This is a genomic window from Idiomarina sp., from assembly GCF_048260185.1.
Classification (GTDB): Bacteria; Pseudomonadota; Gammaproteobacteria; order Enterobacterales; family Alteromonadaceae; genus Idiomarina.
This window is the reverse complement of record NZ_JBLXHB010000005.1, coordinates 82,408-104,488: the sequence shown is the minus strand read 5'-3', so window position 1 is coordinate 104,488 and position 22,081 is coordinate 82,408. Positions and strand designations below refer to the sequence as shown.

22 protein-coding genes are annotated in these 22,081 nt (G+C 49.0%); 9 read left to right on the top strand and 13 right to left on the bottom strand.

Annotation, left to right across the window (positions count from 1 at the left end; all coding sequences use genetic code 11):
- Nucleotides 1-4: 4 nt before the first annotated feature.
- Nucleotides 5-553 (bottom strand): 1,6-anhydro-N-acetylmuramyl-L-alanine amidase AmpD, encoded by a 549-nt coding sequence (gene ampD, locus ACN0RF_RS11665; RefSeq protein WP_417439136.1) that lies wholly within the window; start codon nucleotides 551-553, stop codon nucleotides 5-7.
- 67 nt (nucleotides 554-620) lie between these two features.
- Between ampD and nadC the strand changes: the two genes are divergently transcribed.
- From nadC to yacG, 8 genes are all read left to right on the top strand, one after another.
- Nucleotides 621-1,490 (top strand): carboxylating nicotinate-nucleotide diphosphorylase, encoded by an 870-nt coding sequence (gene nadC, locus ACN0RF_RS11660; RefSeq protein WP_417439135.1) that lies wholly within the window; start codon nucleotides 621-623, stop codon nucleotides 1,488-1,490.
- A 99-nt stretch (nucleotides 1,491-1,589) separates the two neighbouring features.
- The gene (locus ACN0RF_RS11655; protein WP_417439134.1) at nucleotides 1,590-2,087 is read left to right on the top strand and encodes a pilin; all 498 of its coding nucleotides are present in this window, start codon (nucleotides 1,590-1,592) and stop codon (nucleotides 2,085-2,087) included.
- A complete protein-coding gene (locus ACN0RF_RS11650; protein ID WP_417439133.1) occupies nucleotides 2,087-3,400 on the top strand; it encodes a GspE/PulE family protein in 1,314 nt (437 codons plus the stop codon). Before ACN0RF_RS11655 ends, ACN0RF_RS11650 begins: the two co-directional genes overlap by 1 nt.
- On the top strand, nucleotides 3,387-4,565 hold the full coding sequence (locus ACN0RF_RS11645; RefSeq protein WP_417439132.1) for a type II secretion system F family protein: 1,179 nt from the start codon (nucleotides 3,387-3,389) through the stop codon (nucleotides 4,563-4,565). Before ACN0RF_RS11650 ends, ACN0RF_RS11645 begins: the two co-directional genes overlap by 14 nt.
- 15 nt (nucleotides 4,566-4,580) lie before the next feature.
- Nucleotides 4,581-5,441 (top strand): prepilin peptidase, encoded by an 861-nt coding sequence (locus tag ACN0RF_RS11640; protein WP_417439131.1) that lies wholly within the window; start codon nucleotides 4,581-4,583, stop codon nucleotides 5,439-5,441.
- 2 nt (nucleotides 5,442-5,443) lie between these two features.
- Nucleotides 5,444-6,052 carry a dephospho-CoA kinase gene (gene coaE / locus ACN0RF_RS11635; RefSeq protein WP_417439130.1) on the top strand — a complete coding sequence of 203 codons (609 nt, stop codon included), beginning with the start codon at nucleotides 5,444-5,446 and terminating at the stop codon, nucleotides 6,050-6,052.
- A 40-nt stretch (nucleotides 6,053-6,092) separates the two neighbouring features.
- A complete protein-coding gene (zapD, locus tag ACN0RF_RS11630) occupies nucleotides 6,093-6,857 on the top strand; it encodes a cell division protein ZapD (RefSeq protein WP_417439129.1) in 765 nt (254 codons plus the stop codon).
- On the top strand, nucleotides 6,854-7,048 hold the full coding sequence (gene yacG / locus ACN0RF_RS11625; RefSeq protein WP_417439128.1) for a DNA gyrase inhibitor YacG: 195 nt from the start codon (nucleotides 6,854-6,856) through the stop codon (nucleotides 7,046-7,048). Before zapD ends, yacG begins: the two co-directional genes overlap by 4 nt.
- A 35-nt stretch (nucleotides 7,049-7,083) precedes the next feature.
- Here yacG and mutT read toward each other — a convergent pair whose 3' ends face one another.
- The 3 genes from mutT to ACN0RF_RS11610 form a co-directional block, all read right to left on the bottom strand.
- Complete coding sequence (gene mutT, locus ACN0RF_RS11620) at nucleotides 7,084-7,500, bottom strand: 8-oxo-dGTP diphosphatase MutT (protein WP_417439127.1); 417 nt, start codon at nucleotides 7,498-7,500, stop codon at nucleotides 7,084-7,086.
- 6 nt (nucleotides 7,501-7,506) lie between these two features.
- On the bottom strand, nucleotides 7,507-10,224 hold the full coding sequence (secA, locus tag ACN0RF_RS11615) for a preprotein translocase subunit SecA (RefSeq protein ID WP_417439126.1): 2,718 nt from the start codon (nucleotides 10,222-10,224) through the stop codon (nucleotides 7,507-7,509).
- 83 nt (nucleotides 10,225-10,307) lie between these two features.
- Complete coding sequence (locus ACN0RF_RS11610; protein WP_417439125.1) at nucleotides 10,308-11,240, bottom strand: peptidoglycan DD-metalloendopeptidase family protein; 933 nt, start codon at nucleotides 11,238-11,240, stop codon at nucleotides 10,308-10,310.
- A gap of 34 nt (nucleotides 11,241-11,274) precedes the next feature.
- Here ACN0RF_RS11610 and ACN0RF_RS11605 point away from each other — a divergent pair, with 34 nt between their 5' ends.
- The gene (locus tag ACN0RF_RS11605) at nucleotides 11,275-11,733 is read left to right on the top strand and encodes a DUF721 domain-containing protein (protein WP_417439124.1); all 459 of its coding nucleotides are present in this window, start codon (nucleotides 11,275-11,277) and stop codon (nucleotides 11,731-11,733) included.
- On the opposite strand, the gene lpxC is transcribed toward ACN0RF_RS11605, so the two are convergent.
- The 9 genes from lpxC to murD all read right to left on the bottom strand — a co-directional run bounded on the left by lpxC (nucleotide 11,730) and on the right by murD (nucleotide 22,075).
- On the bottom strand, nucleotides 11,730-12,650 hold the full coding sequence (gene lpxC / locus ACN0RF_RS11600; protein WP_417439123.1) for a UDP-3-O-acyl-N-acetylglucosamine deacetylase: 921 nt from the start codon (nucleotides 12,648-12,650) through the stop codon (nucleotides 11,730-11,732). The genes ACN0RF_RS11605 and lpxC overlap by 4 nt on opposite strands.
- 124 nt (nucleotides 12,651-12,774) lie before the next feature.
- Complete coding sequence (gene ftsZ, locus ACN0RF_RS11595) at nucleotides 12,775-13,974, bottom strand: cell division protein FtsZ (RefSeq protein WP_034818600.1); 1,200 nt, start codon at nucleotides 13,972-13,974, stop codon at nucleotides 12,775-12,777.
- 39 nt (nucleotides 13,975-14,013) lie between these two features.
- Entirely contained in the window at nucleotides 14,014-15,246 is a 1,233-nt protein-coding gene (gene ftsA, locus ACN0RF_RS11590) for a cell division protein FtsA (RefSeq protein ID WP_317503810.1), read from the bottom strand.
- Between the two features lie 6 nt (nucleotides 15,247-15,252).
- Entirely contained in the window at nucleotides 15,253-15,999 is a 747-nt protein-coding gene (locus ACN0RF_RS11585; protein ID WP_417439122.1) for a cell division protein FtsQ/DivIB, read from the bottom strand.
- A 2-nt stretch (nucleotides 16,000-16,001) separates the two neighbouring features.
- Entirely contained in the window at nucleotides 16,002-16,931 is a 930-nt protein-coding gene (locus ACN0RF_RS11580; RefSeq protein ID WP_417439121.1) for a D-alanine--D-alanine ligase, read from the bottom strand.
- Nucleotides 16,921-18,393 carry a UDP-N-acetylmuramate--L-alanine ligase gene (gene murC / locus ACN0RF_RS11575; protein WP_417439120.1) on the bottom strand — a complete coding sequence of 491 codons (1,473 nt, stop codon included), beginning with the start codon at nucleotides 18,391-18,393 and terminating at the stop codon, nucleotides 16,921-16,923. Before murC ends, ACN0RF_RS11580 begins: the two co-directional genes overlap by 11 nt.
- Nucleotides 18,386-19,474: an undecaprenyldiphospho-muramoylpentapeptide beta-N-acetylglucosaminyltransferase gene (murG, locus tag ACN0RF_RS11570; RefSeq protein WP_417439119.1), complete on the bottom strand. Its 1,089-nt coding sequence runs from the start codon at nucleotides 19,472-19,474 to the stop codon at nucleotides 18,386-18,388. The genes murC and murG overlap by 8 nt, the downstream gene beginning before the upstream one ends.
- Nucleotides 19,471-20,700 carry a cell division protein FtsW gene (gene ftsW, locus ACN0RF_RS11565; protein WP_417439118.1) on the bottom strand — a complete coding sequence of 410 codons (1,230 nt, stop codon included), beginning with the start codon at nucleotides 20,698-20,700 and terminating at the stop codon, nucleotides 19,471-19,473. The genes murG and ftsW overlap by 4 nt, the downstream gene beginning before the upstream one ends.
- Nucleotides 20,684-22,075 (bottom strand): UDP-N-acetylmuramoyl-L-alanine--D-glutamate ligase, encoded by a 1,392-nt coding sequence (gene murD / locus ACN0RF_RS11560; RefSeq protein WP_417439117.1) that lies wholly within the window; start codon nucleotides 22,073-22,075, stop codon nucleotides 20,684-20,686. The genes ftsW and murD overlap by 17 nt, the downstream gene beginning before the upstream one ends.
- Between the last annotated feature and the right edge of the window lie 6 nt (nucleotides 22,076-22,081).

The following is a 22,081-nucleotide window of genomic DNA, read 5'->3' as shown; positions in this document are numbered from 1 at the left end:
CTCCTTATAAGGCATTTAAATAGGTTTGCCAGTCAAATTCACTGCCCGGGTCCGTTTTACGACCCGGGGCGATATCCTGATGGCCGACAATACGTCGACGGTTTAACTTGGGATATGTGCTGATTAACGCCTTAGTGACTGCAATTAATTGTTCGTACTGTTGTTGAGTATAGGCACTGTGGTCGGTTCCTTCGAGCTCAATGCCTACACTGAAATCATTACATCGCCTGCGCCCGCAGTAACGGGACATGCCGGCGTGCCAGGCTCGTTTATCAAAAGGCACGTATTGCTCCAGCGTACCGTCCCGGCGGATCACACAATGGGCCGAAACCCTCAGCCCTTTCAGGATAGCAAAGTCCGGGTGTGCCTCGGGTTCCAGTTCGCCCATAAACAGCTGGCGAATATAAGGTGTACCATATTGTCCTTCCGGCAGGCTAATACAATGAATGACCAGCAGACTGACTTCAGCGCTTTGCGGGCGATCATCGTAATGCGGGGACGGATGCTGCACCGCAGTCGTTATTTTATGATTTTTTATCGGGTCGCTTTTCACAGGCTCAACAAAACGGTAAAGTTTGCCCCCTAGTATCCGTATTGTCTGTTAAAAGGTAAAGCCATCTATGAGTCAGCCCGAGCTGCAACTTGCTATTCAGGACGGTGTGCGCGCCGCATTGAAAGAAGATTTATTCGGCGAAGATGCCCGTTTAGATATTACTGCGCAACTGATTCCGGAACAAAGCCAGTCCCGCGCCAGCATTATTACCCGCGAAGACGCCGTCATTTGTGGTTGTGCCTGGGTTGATCAGGTGTTTCGCCAAATGGGAAATCAGGTGGAAATTGAATGGCTGGTAAAAGACGGCGATAAGGTGAAAGCCAATACGGAACTCTGCCACTTAAAGGGCCCCAGCCGTATTTTGCTGACCGGTGAGCGCACGGCGCTTAACTTTTTACAGACACTATCTGCTACCGCGACCACCACTTATCACTACAGCAAATTACTCGACGGTTATAAAACTCAACTACTGGATACCCGCAAAACTCTTCCCGGCATGCGTTTAGCGCAGAAATACGCGGTGCGCTGCGGTGGCGGTGTGAATCATCGCATTGGTTTATTTGATGCCTACCTGATTAAAGAAAATCATATTTTTGCCTGTGGTGGTATTGCTCAGGCTATAACTGCGGCCAAACGCCTGAATCCGGGTAAAACGGTGGAAGTTGAGGTCGAGAATTTGGATGAATTCGGACAGGCTCTGAAGGCTGAAGCTGACGTGATTATGCTGGATAACTTCAGTATTGAAGACATTAAGCAGGCTGTGCAGCAAAACCATGACAATGGCGCGCACAACGCGCAATTGGAAGTTTCTGGTAATATTACCGATGAACGTTTGCCTGAGCTGGCAGCTACCGGGGTTGATTTTATCTCCTCCGGCGCTTTGACAAAGAACGTTCAGGCAATTGATTTATCAATGAGAATTTCTGAAGACAGCTAGAAAATAGCCATAGATAGTCAATAACCTACAGGAAAATAGAATTTACTAATTCGCCCGGGTGAACCACAGTTCTGCTGTTCTTAAACAGGGAGCTGAATTATGCAGGAAGCACATTTTCGCCGTTTGCCCGTTCTTCGTTTTCCCGTTCTTCGTTTTCCAAGTAACGGTTTTAGTCTTATCGAGATGATGGTCGTTGTGGCCATCATTGCCATCCTCTCGGCTATTGCGGTTCCGTCGTACACCTATTACACCCAGCAGGCCAAAGTCAGTAAAGCCTTAGCCCATGCTCAGCCACTGCAGCTGGGTATTGCTTTGTGCTGGCAAATTGAGGGGCAGTTAAACCAATGCAACCAAGCCGGAAATAAAGGCATCCCCGGTTTACCGTCACCTCTACCCGATGAACTCAGCGACCTCAGTCTGACTGAATCTGCTTCGGTGCGCCTAACTCTCAACTCGGTGAGTATTAATAATCAGCCACTGCAGATTGAACTGACACCCAACGCCGTGAATACGCATTTAGACTGGAACATTGCCTGTTCCGATTACAGCGAAATGCGCTCAGTAGTGCAAAACTGTGAACAACAGGTAAGCTACTAATGACTGACTTCGCCTGCTGTTCACTCACCCAGCTTCCCGGACCGACGAGTTCGTCGGAAAATGAGCTCGACCCTTTTCTGCGGCAACATGGTTTACTGGCTTTTGCGCAAGGGGAAAAGTGGCTAATGCTAGTGCAACAACCTGGGTTTGCCCCGGTCGACGGGGTATTACTGAGCTTTTACAGCGATAAAAAAGTATTGCTCATTCGTGGCAAAGGCAGGCTATCCGGTATTCAACTGCCTAAAGACTCGGCTATAGAGTACGTTGACCAGCTACTGTTGTACTGCGCAGAAAAAGGGCTCTCCGATCTGCATCTGCAACCTCTGAACCAAGGCATTGTTGTCAGAGGCCGCGAAGCCGGCCAGCTGCGCCGTTTAGACTTTATTGCGCGAGAGTTTGCACAGCAGGTCTATTCGCGTATTAAAGTACAGGCCAACCTTGATTTAACCGAGCAACGCCAACCGCAGGACGGACGCTTGTCGGTGCAGTCCGGCGATAACACGCAACTGGAATTCAGATTAAACTGCTGTCCGGTTATAGGTGGAGAAAAGTTGGTGCTGCGGTGCTTACAGCCCACACACAACATTACACCCTTACAGCAAACTGGACTGCTGGAACAACAGTATCGTTGGTTTGCCCGCTGTTTAAATCAGAAGCAAGGGTTGATTCTGGTGACCGGCCCAACCGGTAGTGGTAAAACTTCAACTTTGTACAGCGCAATGAGCCAGTTGGATACTGAGCGCAGCAACGTTTGCAGTGTCGAAGATCCGGTTGAAGTTCCGCTGCCGGGCTGCAGTCAGGTAATGGTCAATGCGCGCCAGGGACTGACCTTCGCATCGATTCTTCGCGCTCTCCTTAGGCAGGACCCCGATGTCATCCTTATTGGCGAAATCCGCGATGCGGAGACAGCCAAAATTGCAGTTCAGGCAGCGCAAACGGGGCATTTAGTTCTGAGTTCATTGCATACCAACAACTGCCTGGATACGTTGAAGCGTTTGCACTCTCTGGGCGTTAACCCCTTGGATATTCGCAGCTCATTAAAGCTTATTGTCAGTCAACGTTTACTGCCTGTAGCCGACAGCCACAACCGAACAGAGAAAAACCGTCAGGCAGTATTTGAGGTGGTGCCCTGGCTGGATACAACTGAAGGGTTAATTGAGACATTAACCAACTCACGAGCCTCCATTGAAGATTTGCGTCACTATCTGGGCCATTTGAAGCTTCCGGATTTTTCGCAGGCGCTACAGCATTATATCGATAGCGGCTTAATCAGCCCTGCGGAAAAGGAACGTTTCACTTATGAAGACGCTTGATTACTGCTGGCAGTGGCAGGCTGACAATGCGTCTGGGCTGGTTCATGCAGACTCGCTGTTGCAGGCGAAACAGCTGTTATCGCAACATCATATCCGTTGTACGAAAATAAAACGCTTATCCAAGCGTCAGAGAAAACTTAATAGGCCTAAATTATCGCTCTGGTACATTCTATTGCAACAAACCGCCAGTTTACTGGAGAGTGGTCTGCCGCTTTCAGAAGCTCTGCGACACAGTATTTGCGAAATCAGGTCCAGAAGCCTGCGCTGGTTAATTGAAGATTGTATTCGCAGCATTGAGCATGGCTTCTCTTTCAGTCACGCCCTAACCTATTATGAAAACTGGCTACCTAAAGCTGACATTAACGCTATAGCCTGGGCCGAACAAAACGGACAGCTTGCCGATGCGTTACAGCAGTTACAAGAACTGGAAAAACGCCAGCAGCAACTGAAAAAGCAATTAACCAAAGCGCTGCGTTATCCCGTCATTGTATTAATAGTAGCTGCAGGTATTTGCTTCATGATGATGGGCTGGGTTTTGCCTGCCTTTGCTCAGCTTTTTGGCGAAGGTGAGCTACCCTGGCTCACTGCCGTTTTACTGAATTCATCAGCTTTCTTGAAAGAGCAGGCATTTGCCATTTTCGGTGCGATATTAGCTGCGGCAGTTACTCTTTTGACCGTTAAAAATAAAGCTCCGCTATTCACCCAATGCACACTTGCGCAGTTACCCGTTGTTGGGCAATTACTGCAGGACATTAAACTGCAACAACTGTTTCACCGGCTGGCGGTAGCTTTGCGGGCTGGTATTGAAACCCGGCAAGCTATTCTCAGCACCGAATCGTCTTTGAGCTGGTTACCCCATAAAGCAGCTTTGCATCACATTCATCAGCAGCTAGAGTCCGGTAACGGTTGGGTAGACAGTTTCCGCTTCAGTACGCTAAATGAACCCCGCACGCTCAGTTTTCTTAAAGTTGGCGAGCAAAATGGTAAAATCGATAACGCCTTCGCCGCACTTGCCGATTTCAAGCAACAACGTTTTGAGGAAAATTGTGAGCGCCTGATTGCGCTGGCAGAGCCCTTGCTGATGGTCGTTTTAGGCGGCATTATAGGCACTCTTTTGGTCGCTATGTATTTACCGCTGTTTTCCATGGGGCAGCAGTTTCAATAACTAAGGAATAGAAGTATGGAATACTTGCTTGCTGCCGGATCAGTACCGACATTGGTGGTCGCGCTGGCGCTGGGCGCCGTTATCGGTAGCTTCCTGAACGTAGTGATCACCCGACTGCCAATACAGCTGGAACGTCAATGGCAGCGCGAATGTGCCGAAATGAACGGTACGCCGGTAACCGAACAGGACCGTTTTTCTATCGCGTTTCCGGGCTCACATTGCCCTGAATGCAAGGCCTCTATTGCCTGGTACGATAATATCCCGCTGTTGAGCTATCTGGTTTTGCGCGCTCGCTGCCGCCATTGCCAAACTCGCATTCCGGTTACCTATTGGCTGGTTGAAATTATCAGTTGCGCGGCTTTCGGTCTGATAGGCTGGAATTTCGGGTTCACTCTACCGGCACTGGTGTATGCTACAGTCTTTTCGTTATTAATTTGCCTGTTCATTATCGACTGGCGTCATCAGTTACTGCCCGATCAGCTCACTTACCCTTTACTCTGGGTGGCTTTGCTCTGGTCTATCTCTGACTTAAGTGACATGACTCCGGCCTCCGCAATTATTGGTGCTGCAGCGGGTTATCTTAGTCTCTGGAGCGTGTTCTGGGCCTATAAGCTCATCACTGGCAAGGAAGGTATGGGCTATGGTGACTTCAAACTGCTGGCGGCTATTACTGCATTTACCGGCGCGACTCTGTTGCCTGTCACTATTCTTGCCAGCTCGGTTTGCGGAGCCGTAGTAGGACTGATTATGTTACGCCGGCAGAGCCGCTCGCAGCCGATACCCTTTGGACCTTTTCTAATCGGCGGAGGCCTGCTGAGTTACTTTTATGGTATGGAACTATTGTTCAGTTACTGGCATTGGCTAGGAGGCGTTTAAAAATGACCTACGTAGTGGGTGTAACCGGGGGAATTGGTAGCGGAAAGTCGGCAGCCACAGCGGAGTTTGAAAGGCTGGGTATAACCGTGGTCGATGCTGATATTGTCTCCCGTCAGGTGGTGATGCCGGGCAGTCCTTGCCTGCAAGCTATTGCAGAGCATTTTGGTAGTGATCTGTTAACAGACAAAGGGGGGCTTGATCGCAAAGCTCTACGCCAAAAGATATTCTCTGACCCCGCAGAAAAAGACTGGTTGAACAACTTGTTGCACCCGGCCATACGCGAGGAAATTCTGGCTCAACTGGAACAGGCTAATTCGCCCTATGTGATTTTATCAGCGCCTCTACTACTGGAAAATAATTTAGATAAGTACTGTCAGCGGGTATTAGTGGTGGATGTTCCGGAAGAATTGCAACTGCAAAGAACCATTCAGCGCGACGAGAGTCCAAAAGAGGAAGTTGAAGCAATAATGAAAGCTCAGCTGAGCCGTGAGGCACGACTTCGCAAAGCGGACGATATTCTGAATAACGAGGGCAGTATCGACGAATTACGTCAGCAAGTTAACCAACTGCATCAGCGCTATCTTGCGGCAATCGTTGCACAGGAAAAGTAATCCGCTATCATAGAAACAGAGTTCAACAATCGGCAATCGCATGACATCTACTGATAACGACAACATTCTCTATGAATATCCGCTTCAGGAGCGTATGCGAACTTACTTGCGGTTAGAGCATGGCTTCGAACAGTTAAAAGCCAGCCGTACCTGTTTTGATGAGCACGCTGAACCCTTTTTTAATGCTCTTTTTGCCGTAACCGAACTACTTGAACGATGCGACATTCGTACCGAACTGACAAAAGATTTAGAGCTCGATAAACAGCGTTTACAAAAATGGGAAGAACACCCCGACGTAGACCGTGACGCATTGCGAAGAACCATTAGTGAAATTGAGCATTGTCTCAACACGCTTCAGGATATTCCAAAGTACTTACGCCAACTCAAAGACGATGCACTGCTGGCGAGTATCCGCCAACGATTCAGCCAGCCGGGCATAAGCGGCTTATTTGAATTACCGCAGCTGCATTTATGGTTAAGTCAGTCTGCTGAAGAAAAGCAGCAACAGTGTGAAAGCTGGAGTCAGACACTGGCTTTTGTCGAACTGGCTATTACCTTAAAACTGACTTTATTACGCGAGCAATCCGTTTTTTCGCCAATACAATTGCAAAATGGTTTCCTGCAGGAAAGTTCTGAGCAGTTGCTTGCCATGCTGCGAATTAAAGTCCCCCGCTCGGCTAAGATTTATCCGGTCATCAGTGGGCATCGACAACGATTTACGGTACGATTCATGCCCTTACCTGGGGAGAGCAAAGAAGCATCCCTGCACGATATTGAATTTGAACTCGCAAGGTGTAGTCCATGAGTATTAGTGTTAACTGCCCAACCTGCCAGACTAAGGTAGAGTGGTCAGAAAAATCCCCTGCCAGACCTTTTTGCAGTGAGCGATGCAAGCTGATTGATTTAGGTGAATGGGCAAACGAGGAAAAAAGCATCCCGGGCGAACCCGTTGTCATAGCTAACGACGACTATAACAACGAAGAACCGGATTATTAGTTCAGGTAGTAGCCATTAAAGTATGAGTTGCTGTACTAATAAGCGTTCAATGACTGCATAATGCATTCGACAATGGGTTGATTAGCTTCCGGGAACTGGAATGCATCCAGTTGGTTTTTATCAACCCAGCACCAGTCCTGACCTTCTAACTGACACGCTTCACCACTGTAAGCAAGCACCCACCAGACATCGAGTAAAACACGCTTATCTTTGTACTGGTGCTCTATAACGGTCAACGGCGCCATATCGGTCACATCAATACCGCACTCTTCTTTTAGTTCGCGCTGCAACGCTTGTTGAACATTCTCGCCAGCTTCAACTTTACCGCCGGGAAATTCCCACTTACCACCCTGATGTTGTTCTGGATGACGTTGGGCGATAAAAATTTCGCCCTGCTCATTTTCTATCACGCCTACTGCCACGTGGACAGCAGGCGATTTTTGGGTTTCCATAAAAACCTATAGTTTACCGTGACAATGTTTGTATTTTTTACCTGACCCACAAGGGCATGGTTCGTTACGACCCACTTTTGCGCCTTTACGAACCGGTTGTCCCTGAGCATTGTCAGAGCTTTTCTGAGGCTCTTCAGCCGCCGGGCCACTTTGTTCATGACGGAACTCACGAGGTGCGCTATCCGCTGCTTTACGTTGCTCATCTACTGCATCTACATCTTCCTGAGCACGTACTTTCACCTTGCTCAGAATAGTCACAACGTCTAGCTTCAGGGCTTCCAGCATCTCGGTAAAGAGCTCAAAGGCCTCTTTTTTGTACTCTTGTTTCGGGTTCTTCTGAGCATAACCGCGCAGGTGAATACCCTGACGCAGATGATCCATTGCCGCTAGGTGTTCTTTCCAGTGCTGGTCAAGACTTTGCAGCATGATGGATTTTTCGAAGCGACGCAGCACTTCCGGCCCCACCATCTCTTCTTTTTCCTGGTAAGCTTTAACCAGCTCTTCCAGTACCCGCTCCCGCAACACTTCCTCATGGAAATGCTCTTCTTCGTCCAACCATTGTTGTAGTGGCAGCTCGATGTGGAAGTCACCACGCAGACGCTCTTCCAAACCTTTTAAGTCCCAGAGCTCAGCCAGAGACTGAGGCGGAACGTATTCGCTGATCACTGAATTGATCACGTCTTCACGTATCGCAACGATGGTCTCAGAGATATCACCTTCATCCAGCAATTCATTACGCTGGTCATAGACAACACTACGCTGATCGTTGGCTACATCGTCATACTCAAGCAGTTGCTTACGAACGTCGAAGTTACGTCCTTCCACCTTACGTTGCGCGTTTTCAATAGCTCGCGTTACCCAGGGGTGTTCAATAGCTTCGCCTTCTTTCATACCCAGACGCTTCATCATGGTTCCGATACGATCTGAAGCGAAAATCCGCATAAGTGGATCTTCCAGCGACAGATAGAAACGCGATGAACCCGGGTCACCCTGACGACCGGCACGACCCCGTAACTGGTTGTCGATACGACGCGACTCATGGCGTTCTGTACCAATAATGTGCAAACCACCAGCTTCAATCACGGCGTCATGCAGTTTTTGCCAGTCTTGCTTTATTTTCTCGATTTTGTCGTTAGATGGCTCTTCCAGCTTTTCAACTTCTGCCATCCAGCTTCCGCCCAGAACAATATCGGTACCACGACCGGCCATGTTGGTCGCAATGGTCACAGTTCCCGGGCGACCTGCCTGAGCAATAATGTCTGCTTCGTGTTCGTGGAATTTAGCGTTCAGTACCGCATGAGGAATTTTCTTTTTCTTCAGCAGCTGTGACAAAAGCTCAGAGTTTTCAATAGAGACCGTACCCACCAACACCGGCCGCTTCTGCTTACGACACTCTTCTATGTCCTCAGCTATAGCTTCGTATTTTTCCAGTGTCGTCAAATAAATAAGGTCGGCTCTGTCATCACGAACCATTGGTTTATTGGTTGGCAGTACAATAGTCTCCAGACCATAAATAGACTGGAATTCGAAGGCTTCAGTGTCAGCTGTACCGGTCATACCAGCAAGCTTGTTATATAAACGGAAATAGTTCTGGAAGGTAATAGATGCCAATGTTTGGTTTTCGTTCTGAATTGGCACGCCTTCTTTGGCTTCTACCGCCTGGTGCAGACCTTCAGACCAACGACGGCCTTCCATTGTTCGCCCGGTGTGTTCATCAACAATGACAACTTTGTCGTCTTTGATAATGTAATCCACATCTTTTTGAAATAAATGATGAGCACGTAAAGCGGCGTTGATGTGGTGCAATAAACTGATATTGGCGGCAGAGTATAGCGAATCATCTGCGTCCAGCATGCCTTTCTCTTTCAGCAGCTCTTCTATGTGTTCCTGGCCGTGCTCGGTCAGATGCAGCTGCTTGGCTTTTTCATCAATGGTAAAGTCGCCGTCGCCTTGTTCTTCTTCGGTGTCTTCTTTTTCCTGACGAACTAAGTGTGGAACCAGCTCATTCATTTTACGGTACATTTCTGAACTGTCTTCAGCCGGACCGGAAATAATCAGCGGCGTACGGGCTTCATCAATCAGAATTGAGTCGACTTCATCGACCAAAGCGTAGTTTAGTTCGCGCTGAACTCTGTCCTGTGGTGCAAAGGCCATATTGTCGCGCAGGTAATCAAAACCAAACTCGTTATTGGTACCGTAAGTAATGTCGGCCTGATAAGCCGCCTTTTTATCTTCCGGTGCCATGCCCGGAATATTAAAGGCAACTGTCAGTCCCAGAAAGTCGAATAATGGTTGGTTGAATTCAGCATCACGCTTGGCCAGATAATCGTTCACCGTAATAATGTGAACGCCTTTACCCGGTAACGCATTTAGGTACGCAGGCAAAGTCGCTGTCAGCGTTTTACCTTCACCCGTTTTCATTTCTGCAATACGGTTATCGTTCAGTACCATACCGCCAATCAACTGCACATCGAAATGGCGCATGCCAAAGACACGCCTACTGGCTTCACGAACGGTCGCGAAGGCTTCGGGTAAAATTTTCTCTATACGCTCGCCTTCATTCAGGCGTTTACGAAATTCAGTGGTTTTCTCTTTTAGCTCGGCATCACTTAACGCTTCAAACTCGGGTTCCAGCAAATTAATTCGCTCAACGTCTTTCTTCATAGTTTTGAGAATGCGATCGTTGCGACTACCAAATACTTTTCGAAACAGACTGCCTAGCATGAGATTGATTTATCCTGTGTTACTTTCCTGAACAACAAAAGCGGTACCTGAAGTACCGCCTACGTTCTAATTAATTTACCGAGTTATTTTGAGTCAGCTTTACGATACACAAACTGATTAGGGTCAATTTGACGGCCATTACGCAAAACTTCGTAATGAACATGTGGTCCGGTCGACCGACCACTGCTGCCCATTTTCGCAATTTGCTGGCCGCGGGTAACAACATCCCCTACTGAAACTGTTAACTCGTCGTTATGACCATAACGGGTTTTTAAGCCACCACCGTGGTCAATTTCGACTAAGGTGCCGTAACCGTATCTGTCACCGGCCCAGGTAACAACACCGGCTCCGGTAGCAATAACCTTAACGTCTTCGTTATAACTGGCAAAATCTAACCCTTTATGCATAGCGGGTGTGCCATTGAAAGGGTCTTTACGAACACCATACTGCGAAGACAACCAACCATCTGAGATTGGGCGGCCTGCAATATATGCATCATTATTAAGTTGGTGATTCATCATCACAGATTCAAGTAGCGATAGCTGTTTTTGTTTGTCAGAGATCTGCGACAACATATCTTCAATCTCAGTAAGGACATCGGTACCAGAGCTGTGAGGCAATTCAGCAACTTCTAATTCTGGCCCGCCAATAGGAAGTTCCTGATTAAAGTTGAACTCACCGTTGTCGAGATTAGCAACTCCAGCTAAACGCTCACCCAAGGCGTCCAGACGACGCATTTGGGCTCTTAACTCGCCCAGATAAACCGTCATGGCACCCAGACGCTTTTGAGTATCTTCTTTTAGTTCTTTTAGTGCTTGCTCTTGTAAGACAAGCTTTTTCTGCTCTTCCGTAATTTTGTTCTGTGCCACTGCAGGGTTAATACCCTGATACTGCCATGGCTGCCAGGTAGCAAGACCGATAAAGGCCGCTATACCGACAAAAGAAAAAAATCGACGTCGACTTAACCGAATACGAAAACGTATTTTGGAGCCTCGATAAAAGACTGATAAACTCATCCGAACTCTCTTAATATTTGCCTACTACGCAATTATGTCACGACACCCGAAAACACCATCAGAATGGCTTCGCTCAGGTCAAAAAACCTTATCGTCAACATTACGACATTATGCACAGTTTGCCGCCCAACTTTCCCATTGGCAACAATTGTTTCAACAATGCGTTGATAAAAACACCAGCCAACACTGCCAATTGCTGAATATCCGCGATGGCCAAATGATTATTCAGGTGGATAACGGTAGCTGGGCGACCAGGCTAAAACTTCAGCAAGCGGCCATTATAACGCATTTTCGCCACAATGCGACGGTCCCGGTACAGAGCCTTTCAATTAAGGTGTCTCCGTCAATGAATAGTTTTGAGAAAAGTATTAAAAATCAGAAAGGTTCGAGCAGCGCAGAGCGCTTATTGGCAATGGCTGAAGGGTGTGATGAGCCGTTGAAGTCGGAATTAAAAGCGTTGGCGGCAAAGTTTACCGCCAACGATAAAGACTAAGCTGTGGTGGTTGCTGGTGACCAGAAAGCGATAGGCGCAGTAGCCTGCTCTTCGTCAAAGGTCACAAATTCCCACGCTGACTGTCGCGCTAATAATGCCTGTAATAACTGATTATTCAGCGCATGCCCTGATTTATACGCACGCAGATGGCCTAAAATACTGTGGCCCCCCATGTACAAATCACCAATAGCGTCCAACATTTTGTGTTTTACGAATTCATCGTCGTAACGCAAGCCGTCACTGTTCAGAATGCGGAATTCATCCAGCACAACGGCGTTATCAAAACTGCCGCCTAATGCCAGGTTATTTTCCCGTAAATACTCAATGTCTTTCATAAAGCCAAAGGTACGGGCACGGCTAATTTCTTTGATAAAAGCATTAGCGCTAAAGTCGATACTGACGGTCTGCCCTGTGTCTGCGATAGCCGGGTGTTCAAAGTCGATAGCAAAGTCGATACGGAAACCATCGTGGGGTAGCAGTTCCGCCCACTTATCACCGTCTTCGACACGTACCGGCTGTTTGATCCGGATGAACTTCTTCGCTGCTGACTGCTCTTCAATGCCCGCGCTTTGTAGCAGGTAAACAAACGGGTGCGAGCTGCCGTCCATAATTGGAATTTCATGCGAATCGACTTCGATAATCGCATTATCAATTCCAACGCCGGCCAGCGCAGCGAGCAAATGCTCGACGGTAGAAACGCGAACGTTTTCCTCATTGATAAGACAGGTACACAGCTGCGTATCACGCACCCAGTCGGCCCGTGCTGGAATATCCACCACAGGATCAAGGTCCACACGACGGAATATCAAACCGGTATTAGCCGGCGCAGGGCGTAAAGTAAGGTTTACTTTATTGCCTTTATGCAGCCCAACACCTGTGGTTGATATCGCTTGCTGTAATGTACGTTGCTTAATCATGGTACTTGTTCACCTACCTTTTATATTCGGTTCGCCATGGCTAAAGCCAAAGCGGCCGCATATTATACGACATTTGTCATGGTTCGATCAAATTTTACGCATACTTATCAAGCGTTACGTCAATTTAGTCGACCTGTTTTCGCAAAAAAGCCGGAATATCCAGGTAATCGAGTTCTTTATCCTGTTTAGCTTTGGCAGCGGGCTGACGTTTTGGTTCCGCTTTTGCCTCCGGTTGCAGCTCTTCCTGCTCCTCGTAACGAGGTGCTGCACCGCCGCGGTCTATATCATTACTCCGATAAGCCGGTTGCGGTTCACGCTTAGGCGCTGTCTGATTGGTATTATTCACCAACGAGATATCGGGCTTACGTTCAGCGCCAATACCTGTAGCGACAACAGTTACGCGCAGCTCATCAGACATTTCAGTATCGATAACCGTACCCACGATCACCGTAGCGTTATCTGAAGCAAAGGCTTTAACCGTATTACCTACGGTGTCCAGTTCTTCAATACTCATGTCCATGCCGGCAGTCACGTTAATCAACACGCCACGAGCACCAGACAAGTCGATGTCTTCCAGTAACGGGCTGTTAATGGCCATTTCCGCAGCTTCCTGCGCACGGTCTTCACCGCTGGCCACACCGGTACCCATCATGGCGGTACCCATTTCTTTCATTACCGCGCGAACGTCAGCAAAGTCGACGTTAATAAGACCCGGACGAGTAATCAGCTCGGCAATGCCCTGAACCGCGCCCAACAATACGTTGTTTGCCGCGCTAAAGGCGTCCAGCAAGCTGGTTCCACGACCCATAACCTTAAGCAACTTCTCGTTTGGTATGGTAATTAACGAGTCGACACTTTGTGCCAGTGCGTTAATGCCTTCGTCGGCTACGGCCATACGCTTTTTCCCTTCAAACGGGAAAGGCTTGGTCACAACCGCAACGGTCAGAATACCCAGTTCTTTGGCAACTTCAGCAACCACAGGTGCTGCACCGGTTCCGGTACCGCCGCCCATGCCAGCTGCAATAAAGACCATGTCGGCACCTTCTAAGTGGACTCGGATATTCTCGCGGTCCTCTTCTGCCGACTGCCGACCCACTTCAGGGTTGGCGCCAGCGCCAAGACCTTTAGTGATGTCCTGTCCTAATTGAATGGTGACATCCGCCGTATGATTACGCAGAGCCTGCGCATCGGTATTGGCTGCAATAAACTGCACACCTTCAATTGATTCTTTTACCATGTGCTGGACAGCGTTTCCGCCGCCACCACCGACGCCAATCACCTTAATGACGGCTTCGCTTTCATAATTGTCCATCAGTTCGAACATAATAATTCTCCCTACCTGCTTTTAACGTGCTACCCCAAGTTAAAACTCACCTTTGAACCAACTCTGCACTTTTTGCCAGAGTCCGATCACGTCAGTTTTAGAGCTTTCTTTTTGTGACACAGCGGCATCTTCCTGCCCATACCGTAACAGTCCCACTGCTGTGGCATAAACCGGATCTTCGACGTAATCTCTTAGGCCTTTCATACCCAGAGGAACGCCGATACGAACCGGCATTTGAAAAATTTCTTCGGCAAAATCTACGCAGCCTTCCATTTTTGCGCTACCGCCGGTAATAACAACACCAGCTGCAATTTGCTCGTCTAAACCACTTTGCTGAATTTCATCCCTGACCAGCTCAAACAGTTCCTGATAACGCGGTTCAACCACTTCGGCCAGCGTATGACGCGACATTACCCGCGACGGGCGGCCACCCACTGAAGGCACCTCAATGGTGTCTTCCATGCTGACCATTTGTCGCAGCGCACAAGCGTGCTTGGTCTTAATTTCTTCCGCGTGGTTGGTCGGCGTACGGAATATCTTGGCAATGTCACTGGTAACCTGATTACCCGCCGCCGGAATTACCGCGGTATGACGCAATACACCGCCCGCATAAATACAAATATCAATGGTACCGCCGCCTAAATCGACCAGCGCCACGCCCAAATCTTTTTCATCGTCAGTCAGCACCGAGATGCTGGATGCCAGCGCTGAGAAAATCAGCTTATCCACCGACAAGCCGCAGCGTTCTACCGCCTTAATAATGTTTTTCGCCATGTCATTAGCACAAGTAATAATGTGCACTTTGGACTCCATGCGAACACCTGACATGCCAATGGGGCTGCGGATGCTTTCCTGCGAGTCAATGACATACTCCTGCGGCAATACATGCAAAATACGGCGTTCTTTTGCAATAGGTACTGACTGTGCGGCATGAATCACGCTGTCGACATCGTCCTGCGTTACTTCGGCTTCGTTAATTGGCACCATGCCACTTTCGTTCTGACAGGAAATATGACGCCCTGAAATGTTCAGGTAAACCGACGCAACACGGCAGTCAGCCATTAACTCAGCTTCGTCAACGGCGCGCTGAACAGACTGAACAACCAAGTTCAAATCATTTACGCCGCCTTTATCCATTCCCCGCGACGTAGCCGTGCCAACGCCAACAACGCTGATCTCATTATCAGGCAGCAACTCGCCGATAAGCGCAGTCACTTTGCTGGTGCCTATATCCAGACCTACAACCATATTGCGTTCCGATGTTTTCGACATAGCTGTCTAACTCTCACTTTTTGCTTCACGCCAGGCCACTGCAGCCCCGGTGTCGTATCGTAAATCCACAGTATCGATTTCGTTATCTTTACTTTTTTCATGTTCAAGGATGCTGGGAAACACATCAATAAACCGCTTTATTCTTTCTAATGTGGCTTCCCGCCCTAATTTCACTTCAATTCCCTGTGCCAAAACCACGCTGACAGCAAAACGTTCGGTTAATCTCAAGGCTCTTATCTGAAAGCCATTAACCTCCAGCATTTGCTGCACCCGGTTAAACTCTTCCCAGGTTTCCTTTACCGCGTTCTCCGGGCCAAATAACTGTGGCAAACTGCTATCTGCTTTTTCTATATCAGCCCGGAAAACTTCCTGGTGCTGGTTTATAAGCCGATCGCCGTTCCACATGGCTACGGGTTTGTGTTCCGTCACATAAACCGACAGCTTGTCCGGCCAGACCTTACGAATAGAAACCTTTTGCACCCAGGGCAACTGCTCTACCCGACGTCTTAAGTCATCCACATCGGCCGTAAAAAAACTACCTAACGGCTCCGCTGTCAGTGCCTGTCTTACTTCTTCGTTGGCGGTGTAATGCAACTCGCCTTGTACATTCAATTCAGCCAGTGGTACTTGTTGTTCGTCCGTCAGCACTTCATTTAACTGATAGATGCCAACCAATGCCCCTGCTATTGTCAGGCATAACACGACCACACCTGACCAAAAGTTGACTGAGCGCAGGCGCTGTTCAGCAGCCATCGTTAGCGCTCCAGCGTTTGCGCTAAAATGCGCTCCACTAAGTCATTAAATTGTAAACCTGCAACTTTTGCTGCCATAGGAACCAGGCTCTTCTCTGTCATTCCCGGTACTGTATTGGCCTCTAACAAAAACCACTCACCCGCGTTATTACGCATCACATCAATGCGTCCCCAGCCGCTGCCTCCAATGGCTGCGAAAGCGCGCTCAGCCAAAGCCCCTAAACTGGCTTCGTCGCTATCACTTAGCCCTGCCGGGCAGTGATACTGGGTATCGTTTGCCTGATACTTGGCCTCAAAGTCGTAAAACTCATGTGGCGTTTGCAACCGAATAACCGGCAATGCCTTACCTTCCAGTATGCCAATGGTGTACTCCGCACCTTCAACCCACTGTTCGACCAGAAGGTCGTCATCGAACTGCGCTGCGTGCTGCAGTGCTAATGCCAGACTTCGCCCGGTGTCGGCGATGCTCATACCTATAGAAGAGCCTTCGCGTGCTGGTTTTACAATGACCCGGCCTCCGAGCTCCTGCAGCATAGCTTCCGCGTTCACTCGCTCGATTTCAGTTTGTGCCACCACTCGCCAATTAGCTGTTGGCAGACCCAGTGAATGCCAAATTTGCTTACAGCGCACTTTATCCATTCCCAGCGCGCAGCCCAGAACATCGCTGCCGGTGTAAGGCATTTCCAGTATTTGCAAAGCGCCCTGCATGCTGCCATCTTCGCCGCCACGTCCGTGCAAAGCGATAAACACCCGATCAAACTTCTGCTCCACAAGCTCCTGTAAACTGTGAGCCGCCGGGTCGAACGCGTGTGCATCAATACCTTTCGCCACCAGGCCTTTTAATACGGCCATTCCGGACTTTAAAGAAACGTCTCGCTCGGCCGAAGTACCGCCCAGCATAACCGCCACTTTCCCAAAGGCATTAGCTTTCATTGCTCAACACCTCCGTTGCAATTCGCTTGGCCAATGCGCCGATATTTCCCGCGCCCTGAGTTAACAACAAGTCTCCCGGTGCCAATACCGATTCAAGCACTTCGGGCATGTCATCCACGGTTGCCACATAAACCGGATCTATCTGCCCGCGCTGGCGTATTGAACGACATAACGAGCGGCTGTCAGCACCGCTTACCGGCGCTTCTCCTGCACTGTAAACTTCCAGCATCAGCAATACGTCAACCTGCGACAGCACGTTAACGAAATCTTCGTATAAGTCCCGTGTACGTGAGTAACGGTGCGGCTGAAAAGCCATAACCAGACGACGTTCCGGCCAACCTTCCCGCGCGGCCTGAATAGTGGCAGCAACTTCTGAAGGATGATGACCATAATCATCCACCAGCATGACTTCACCCGGCTCTTTGCTCGAGTCTTTGTCTGAGATGGCAAAGTTACCGTAATGCTGAAAGCGACGGCCGATACCTTCAAATTTGTTCAGTGCTGACTTAATGGCTTCGTCGTTAATTCCTTCATCTGTCGCCACAGCTACCGCGGCTAACGCATTCAATACATTATGCTTGCCCGGCAGATTCAGGCACACATCAAGTGGCTTCAGCCCGTTACGTAAAATGGTAAAGCAGCTCTCACTGGCGGTCTGCTTATAATTTATTGCCCGTACATCAGCAGCTTCACTGAAGCCGTAAGTCATTGTCTGGCGCCCGAGTCGCGGAATTAAATCGGCTACAACCGGGTCATCGACACACATAACAGCTAAACCGTAAAACGGCAGGTTATGCAAAAATTCAACGTAGGTGTCCAATAACTTATTGAAGTCACCTTCGTAGGTGTCCATATGGTCAGCTTCAATATTGGTGACTATGGCAACCATTGGCTGTAAATGCAGAAACGACGCATCGCTTTCATCGGCTTCTGCAATGAGGTACTTACTGTTACCTAAGCGAGCATTTGAACCGGCACTATTGAGCAAGCCACCTATCACAAAAGTTGGGTCGCGATCCGCTTCGGCAAAAATACTCGCGACCAATGACGTGGTTGTGGTTTTACCGTGCGTACCGGCTACCGCGATACCATGACGGAAACGCATAAGCTCGGCCAGCATCTCTGCGCGGCGTACCACAGGCACACGCAACTGTTGTGCTGCAACCAACTCCGCGTTATCGGTCTTTATCGCACTGGATACCACTACCACACTGGCACCTTCGATATTGTTCGCCATATGCCCCAGAACTACCGTAGCTCCAAGGCAACGCAAACGATCGGTATTGGCGTTTTCGGCAATATCTGAACCCGAAATCTGATAGCCCTGGTTTAACAGGACTTCTGCAATACCGGCCATACCCGCACCACCGATACCAACGAAATGTATTCGCTGTACCCGACGCATTTCCGGGACGTTCACAATAGTAAAAGGCTGTGCGTTGGTTGCGGTCATGCTAGTCATCGCTCTGTTTATATTCCATACATTCATTCACCAGTCGTTGCGTTGCCTCTGGCATCGCGCACTGGCGAGCGAAACGCGCCATTGTCCACAGTTGTTGTCTGTCATGCAATAAACGTTTTAACTGTTGTTTCAAGGCGCCTTCCATTACTTCGGTTTGCGGCAATAAAACTGCCGCACCATGGCTTTCTAACACCTTTGCATTAGCGGTTTGGTGGTCATCCACAGCGTGTGGCAATGGCACCAGAATGGACGCTACGCCCATCACCGCCAATTCCGATACGGTTAACGCGCCAGCGCGACAAATAACCAAATCGGCATTTTTAAAAGCGTCGCCCATATCTTCAATAAATTCGGTGACCTTAAGCGTTTTAAGCACCGATGTTCCTTCATAAGCCTTCTTAGTTGCCGACTCACGCTCAGCACCACACTGATGTACCACGTTCAGTTCGACACCTTCTAATGTTTTGACGGCTTCCGGCACTGCTTCGTTCAATACCTGCGCACCTAAACTTCCGCCAACCACCAATATATTCAAGACATCGTCTGTTTTTGAACTTTCTGTCTGTTCAGACGCTTGTGCCAATAACCCCTTGCGCAATGGATTACCCACAACCGGATACTGCTGCCACTGCGGCAGAGCAACCGGCAACCCCAGCATAACTTTGCTTGCTCTGGGAGCTAACAGCCTTGTCGTCATACCCGGCACGGCGTTTTGTTCGTGCACCACTAAGGGTATACCGAGCAGTTTTGCAGCCAGCCCCATTGGCGCGCAGACATAACCACCAAAGGTTGCCACGACCTGTGGCTGCAGCGTCTTCAGTAAACGCCTGCACTGTAAAACCGCTTTCGCCAGAGTGAATGGCATAAACAACTTTCTTTTCAGCCCATGACCGCGAACTCCGGTCATACTAATGCTGTGTAAAGGGAAGTTAGCTGCCGGAATCACCCGACTTTCTAAACGACCTTCCTGCGTACCCAGCCAGTCAACTTGCCAGCCGTTCTCGCGCAGCTGTTCAGCCACCGCTAACGCCGGAAAAATATGGCCGCCGGTGCCGGCTGCTGCTATTAAGGCTTTATTCATTCGGCACCTCCGCGCGGCGCCACTTTGCGACCCAGCATCCGACGTTCATGGTCTATACGTAACAACAGCCCAACGGCCAGAGCCGAGATAATCAGGCTGTTACCACCGTAGCTTACCAGCGGCAGTGTCAAGCCTTTGGTTGGTAGCGCTCCGGACGCAACACCGATATTCACAAAGGCCTGGATACTAAACCAAATACCAATACCATAAGCCAGATAACCGCCGTAACGTTGCTCCTGCATTAAGCAGCGACGACCAATAATTAAAGCTCTCCATACCAACATTAATACGGTCGCAATAACCGCCAGCACGCCGAGAAAACCCAGCTCCTCAGCAACAACGGCCATAATAAAGTCAGTATGAGCTTCCGGCAGATACTGTAATTTTTGAATGCTATTACCCAAACCGGCACCACTGAATTGCCCCTGGCCAAAAGCAATAAGTGACTGCATTAACTGGTAGCCGGCACCGAACGGGTCTTTCTCCGGTTCCAGGAAGGTTAGCAGCCGTTGCATCCGATAAGGTTCGACAATGATCAGTAAAATTAACGCCAATACGCAGGTAATGAATACCGCAAAGAACTGCCACAGCCTTGCGCCAGCTAAAAACAGCATGGCCACGGTGGTTGCCGACAATACAACCACAGTTCCGAAATCTGGTTGCATTAGCAACAGCACCGCGGCGATAAACAATAGAGCAAGAGGCTTTATAAAGCCTTTAGTCGCTTCCCTGACCTCGTCTTCCCGACGGGACAAATAACTGGCCATATAAATACAGAAAAACAGCTTAGCGACTTCTGCCGCCTGAAAAGTAATTGGTCCCACTTTTATCCAGCGTTGCGAACCGTTAACTTCGTGCCCGATAACCAAAACCATCAGCAGCATAATTAACCCAAGCAACAGCAACTTGCCGCTTTGCTGATTCCAGCTATTGCTGGGTACCCGCAAAGTCGCCAACATAACAGCTAAGCTAATAACAATATAAATGCCGTGACGAATAGCAAAATAGAACGGATTACCTGTTAGCCGCTCTGCCGTCGGCAACGATGCGGAGGTAACCATAACAAAGCCAAATGCCAGCAACGCCATTGCCAGGGTAAACAGCATACGGTCATAAAGCGGCTGACTGGTTTTAGGTTGAAACCAGTTAACCAGCTTCTGCCAGCGACTATCGGTGCCGGTAGCCGGTATTTCAAGGTTTAACTGTTCTTCACGCACTGTCGACATAAAGCGCCTCCACTGCATGACGGAAATTGTCGCCCCGATGCTCAAAGTTCTTGAATTGATCAAAGCTCGCGCACGCAGGCGATAACAGCACCATGTCGCCGGTTTGCACTAAAGACGCCGCCAGCTCTACTGCGTGCTGTAAACTTTTCACCTGCCGTGAGCCGTTAAATAACTGACCAATGCGCGGCCCGTCTTCACCAATGGTTAATAGAATATCGACTCGTTCCAAAGTCGACTGCAGCTCGCGGAAGTCTGCTCCTTTACCGACACCGCCGGCTATTAGCAGTAAACGTCCGTTTATCATTGGTCTCAGGCCTTCAACTGCGGCAGCAGTAGCTCCAATATTTGTCGCTTTTGAGTCGTTAACCCAAAGCACACCGTTGTTGTCACTGACTAATTCACAGCGGTGCGGCAGGCCTTTAAAATCTTTGACCGCGCGAACCGCAGCTTCAATATCAATATCTATTGCCTGACACAAGGCCAGCGCCGCCTGCACATTCACCAGGTTATGAATGCCCTGCAGTTGCAATTGATCTGCCCGCAGTACAACACTGCCATCGAAAGTCACGGCAACCGGTCCGCTAACACGGTCGATATTTCCAGACAGCAAACCAAAGTGTTTGGGGTGCGAGTCGTTACCGAAGGTCATTAATTTCCCGGTGACGGGGTGTGGCCAGGTGTCCTGCTGCTGACGGTTCAGTATCCAGATTTTTGCATGAGTAAAAATACGTTGTTTGGCTTTTATATATTCATCCAGAGTGCAGTAACGATCCATATGATCGGCGCTAATGTTCATAAGCGCCGCGGCTTTAAGTTTCAAGCTGGAAATTGACTCTAGCTGAAAACTGGAAAGCTCCAGTATTACAGCATCGGGTTGTTGCTCTTGCAGCAATAACTCGAGTACTGGTAGGCCAATATTCCCGGCAGCAGCAACATTCTTGCCGCATTGTTCAGCAACAAACTCGACCATGCGAGTTACTGTCGATTTGCCATTAGATCCAGTTACCGCCACTATCGGCAATGTTAACTCTTGCGCAAACAGCTCAACGTCACCAACAATAGGAATATTAGCATCACGTGCCAGAGCTATCGGGTCTTCACGTAAATCGATGCCCGGACTGACAATAATTAAGTCTGCCGCTAAAGTGTCTTCTAATTCCCAATGCCGGTTAAGCAGTTCAGCATCGCCCAGTATTTGTTTTGCTTCTTCCAGGCCCGGAGGATTTTCACGCGAATCAAAAACCTGAATTTGAACTTCGGCGAGCTTCTTATCCTGCTGCCGTTTATGTTGTAAATAGCGCAGCACAGATACCCCGGTCTTTCCAAGACCAAGGACTACAATCTGTTTTATGTTCTGCCAGGCTATTTTAGTCATTATTTT

What these genes read in the sequence shown, in the direction of transcription:
- nadC (WP_417439135.1), top strand. Translation starts at nt 621, where the DNA reads ATGAGTCAGCCCGAGCTGCAACTTGCTATTCAGGACGGTGTGCGCGCC.
- ACN0RF_RS11655 (WP_417439134.1), top strand. Translation starts at nt 1,590, where the DNA reads ATGCAGGAAGCACATTTTCGCCGTTTGCCCGTTCTTCGTTTTCCCGTT.
- ACN0RF_RS11650 (WP_417439133.1), top strand. Translation starts at nt 2,087, where the DNA reads ATGACTGACTTCGCCTGCTGTTCACTCACCCAGCTTCCCGGACCGACG.
- ACN0RF_RS11645 (WP_417439132.1), top strand. Translation starts at nt 3,387, where the DNA reads ATGAAGACGCTTGATTACTGCTGGCAGTGGCAGGCTGACAATGCGTCT.
- ACN0RF_RS11640 (WP_417439131.1), top strand. Translation starts at nt 4,581, where the DNA reads ATGGAATACTTGCTTGCTGCCGGATCAGTACCGACATTGGTGGTCGCG.
- coaE (WP_417439130.1), top strand. Translation starts at nt 5,444, where the DNA reads ATGACCTACGTAGTGGGTGTAACCGGGGGAATTGGTAGCGGAAAGTCG.
- zapD (WP_417439129.1), top strand. Translation starts at nt 6,093, where the DNA reads ATGACATCTACTGATAACGACAACATTCTCTATGAATATCCGCTTCAG.
- yacG (WP_417439128.1), top strand. Translation starts at nt 6,854, where the DNA reads ATGAGTATTAGTGTTAACTGCCCAACCTGCCAGACTAAGGTAGAGTGG.
- mutT (WP_417439127.1), bottom strand. Translation starts at nt 7,500, where the DNA reads ATGGAAACCCAAAAATCGCCTGCTGTCCACGTGGCAGTAGGCGTGATA.
- secA (WP_417439126.1), bottom strand. Translation starts at nt 10,224, where the DNA reads ATGCTAGGCAGTCTGTTTCGAAAAGTATTTGGTAGTCGCAACGATCGC.
- ACN0RF_RS11610 (WP_417439125.1), bottom strand. Translation starts at nt 11,240, where the DNA reads ATGAGTTTATCAGTCTTTTATCGAGGCTCCAAAATACGTTTTCGTATT.
- ACN0RF_RS11605 (WP_417439124.1), top strand. Translation starts at nt 11,275, where the DNA reads ATGTCACGACACCCGAAAACACCATCAGAATGGCTTCGCTCAGGTCAA.
- lpxC (WP_417439123.1), bottom strand. Translation starts at nt 12,650, where the DNA reads ATGATTAAGCAACGTACATTACAGCAAGCGATATCAACCACAGGTGTT.
- ftsZ (WP_034818600.1), bottom strand. Translation starts at nt 13,974, where the DNA reads ATGTTCGAACTGATGGACAATTATGAAAGCGAAGCCGTCATTAAGGTG.
- ftsA (WP_317503810.1), bottom strand. Translation starts at nt 15,246, where the DNA reads ATGTCGAAAACATCGGAACGCAATATGGTTGTAGGTCTGGATATAGGC.
- ACN0RF_RS11585 (WP_417439122.1), bottom strand. Translation starts at nt 15,999, where the DNA reads ATGGCTGCTGAACAGCGCCTGCGCTCAGTCAACTTTTGGTCAGGTGTG.
- ACN0RF_RS11580 (WP_417439121.1), bottom strand. Translation starts at nt 16,931, where the DNA reads ATGAAAGCTAATGCCTTTGGGAAAGTGGCGGTTATGCTGGGCGGTACT.
- murC (WP_417439120.1), bottom strand. Translation starts at nt 18,393, where the DNA reads ATGACTAGCATGACCGCAACCAACGCACAGCCTTTTACTATTGTGAAC.
- murG (WP_417439119.1), bottom strand. Translation starts at nt 19,474, where the DNA reads ATGAATAAAGCCTTAATAGCAGCAGCCGGCACCGGCGGCCATATTTTT.
- ftsW (WP_417439118.1), bottom strand. Translation starts at nt 20,700, where the DNA reads ATGTCGACAGTGCGTGAAGAACAGTTAAACCTTGAAATACCGGCTACC.
- murD (WP_417439117.1), bottom strand. Translation starts at nt 22,075, where the DNA reads ATGACTAAAATAGCCTGGCAGAACATAAAACAGATTGTAGTCCTTGGT.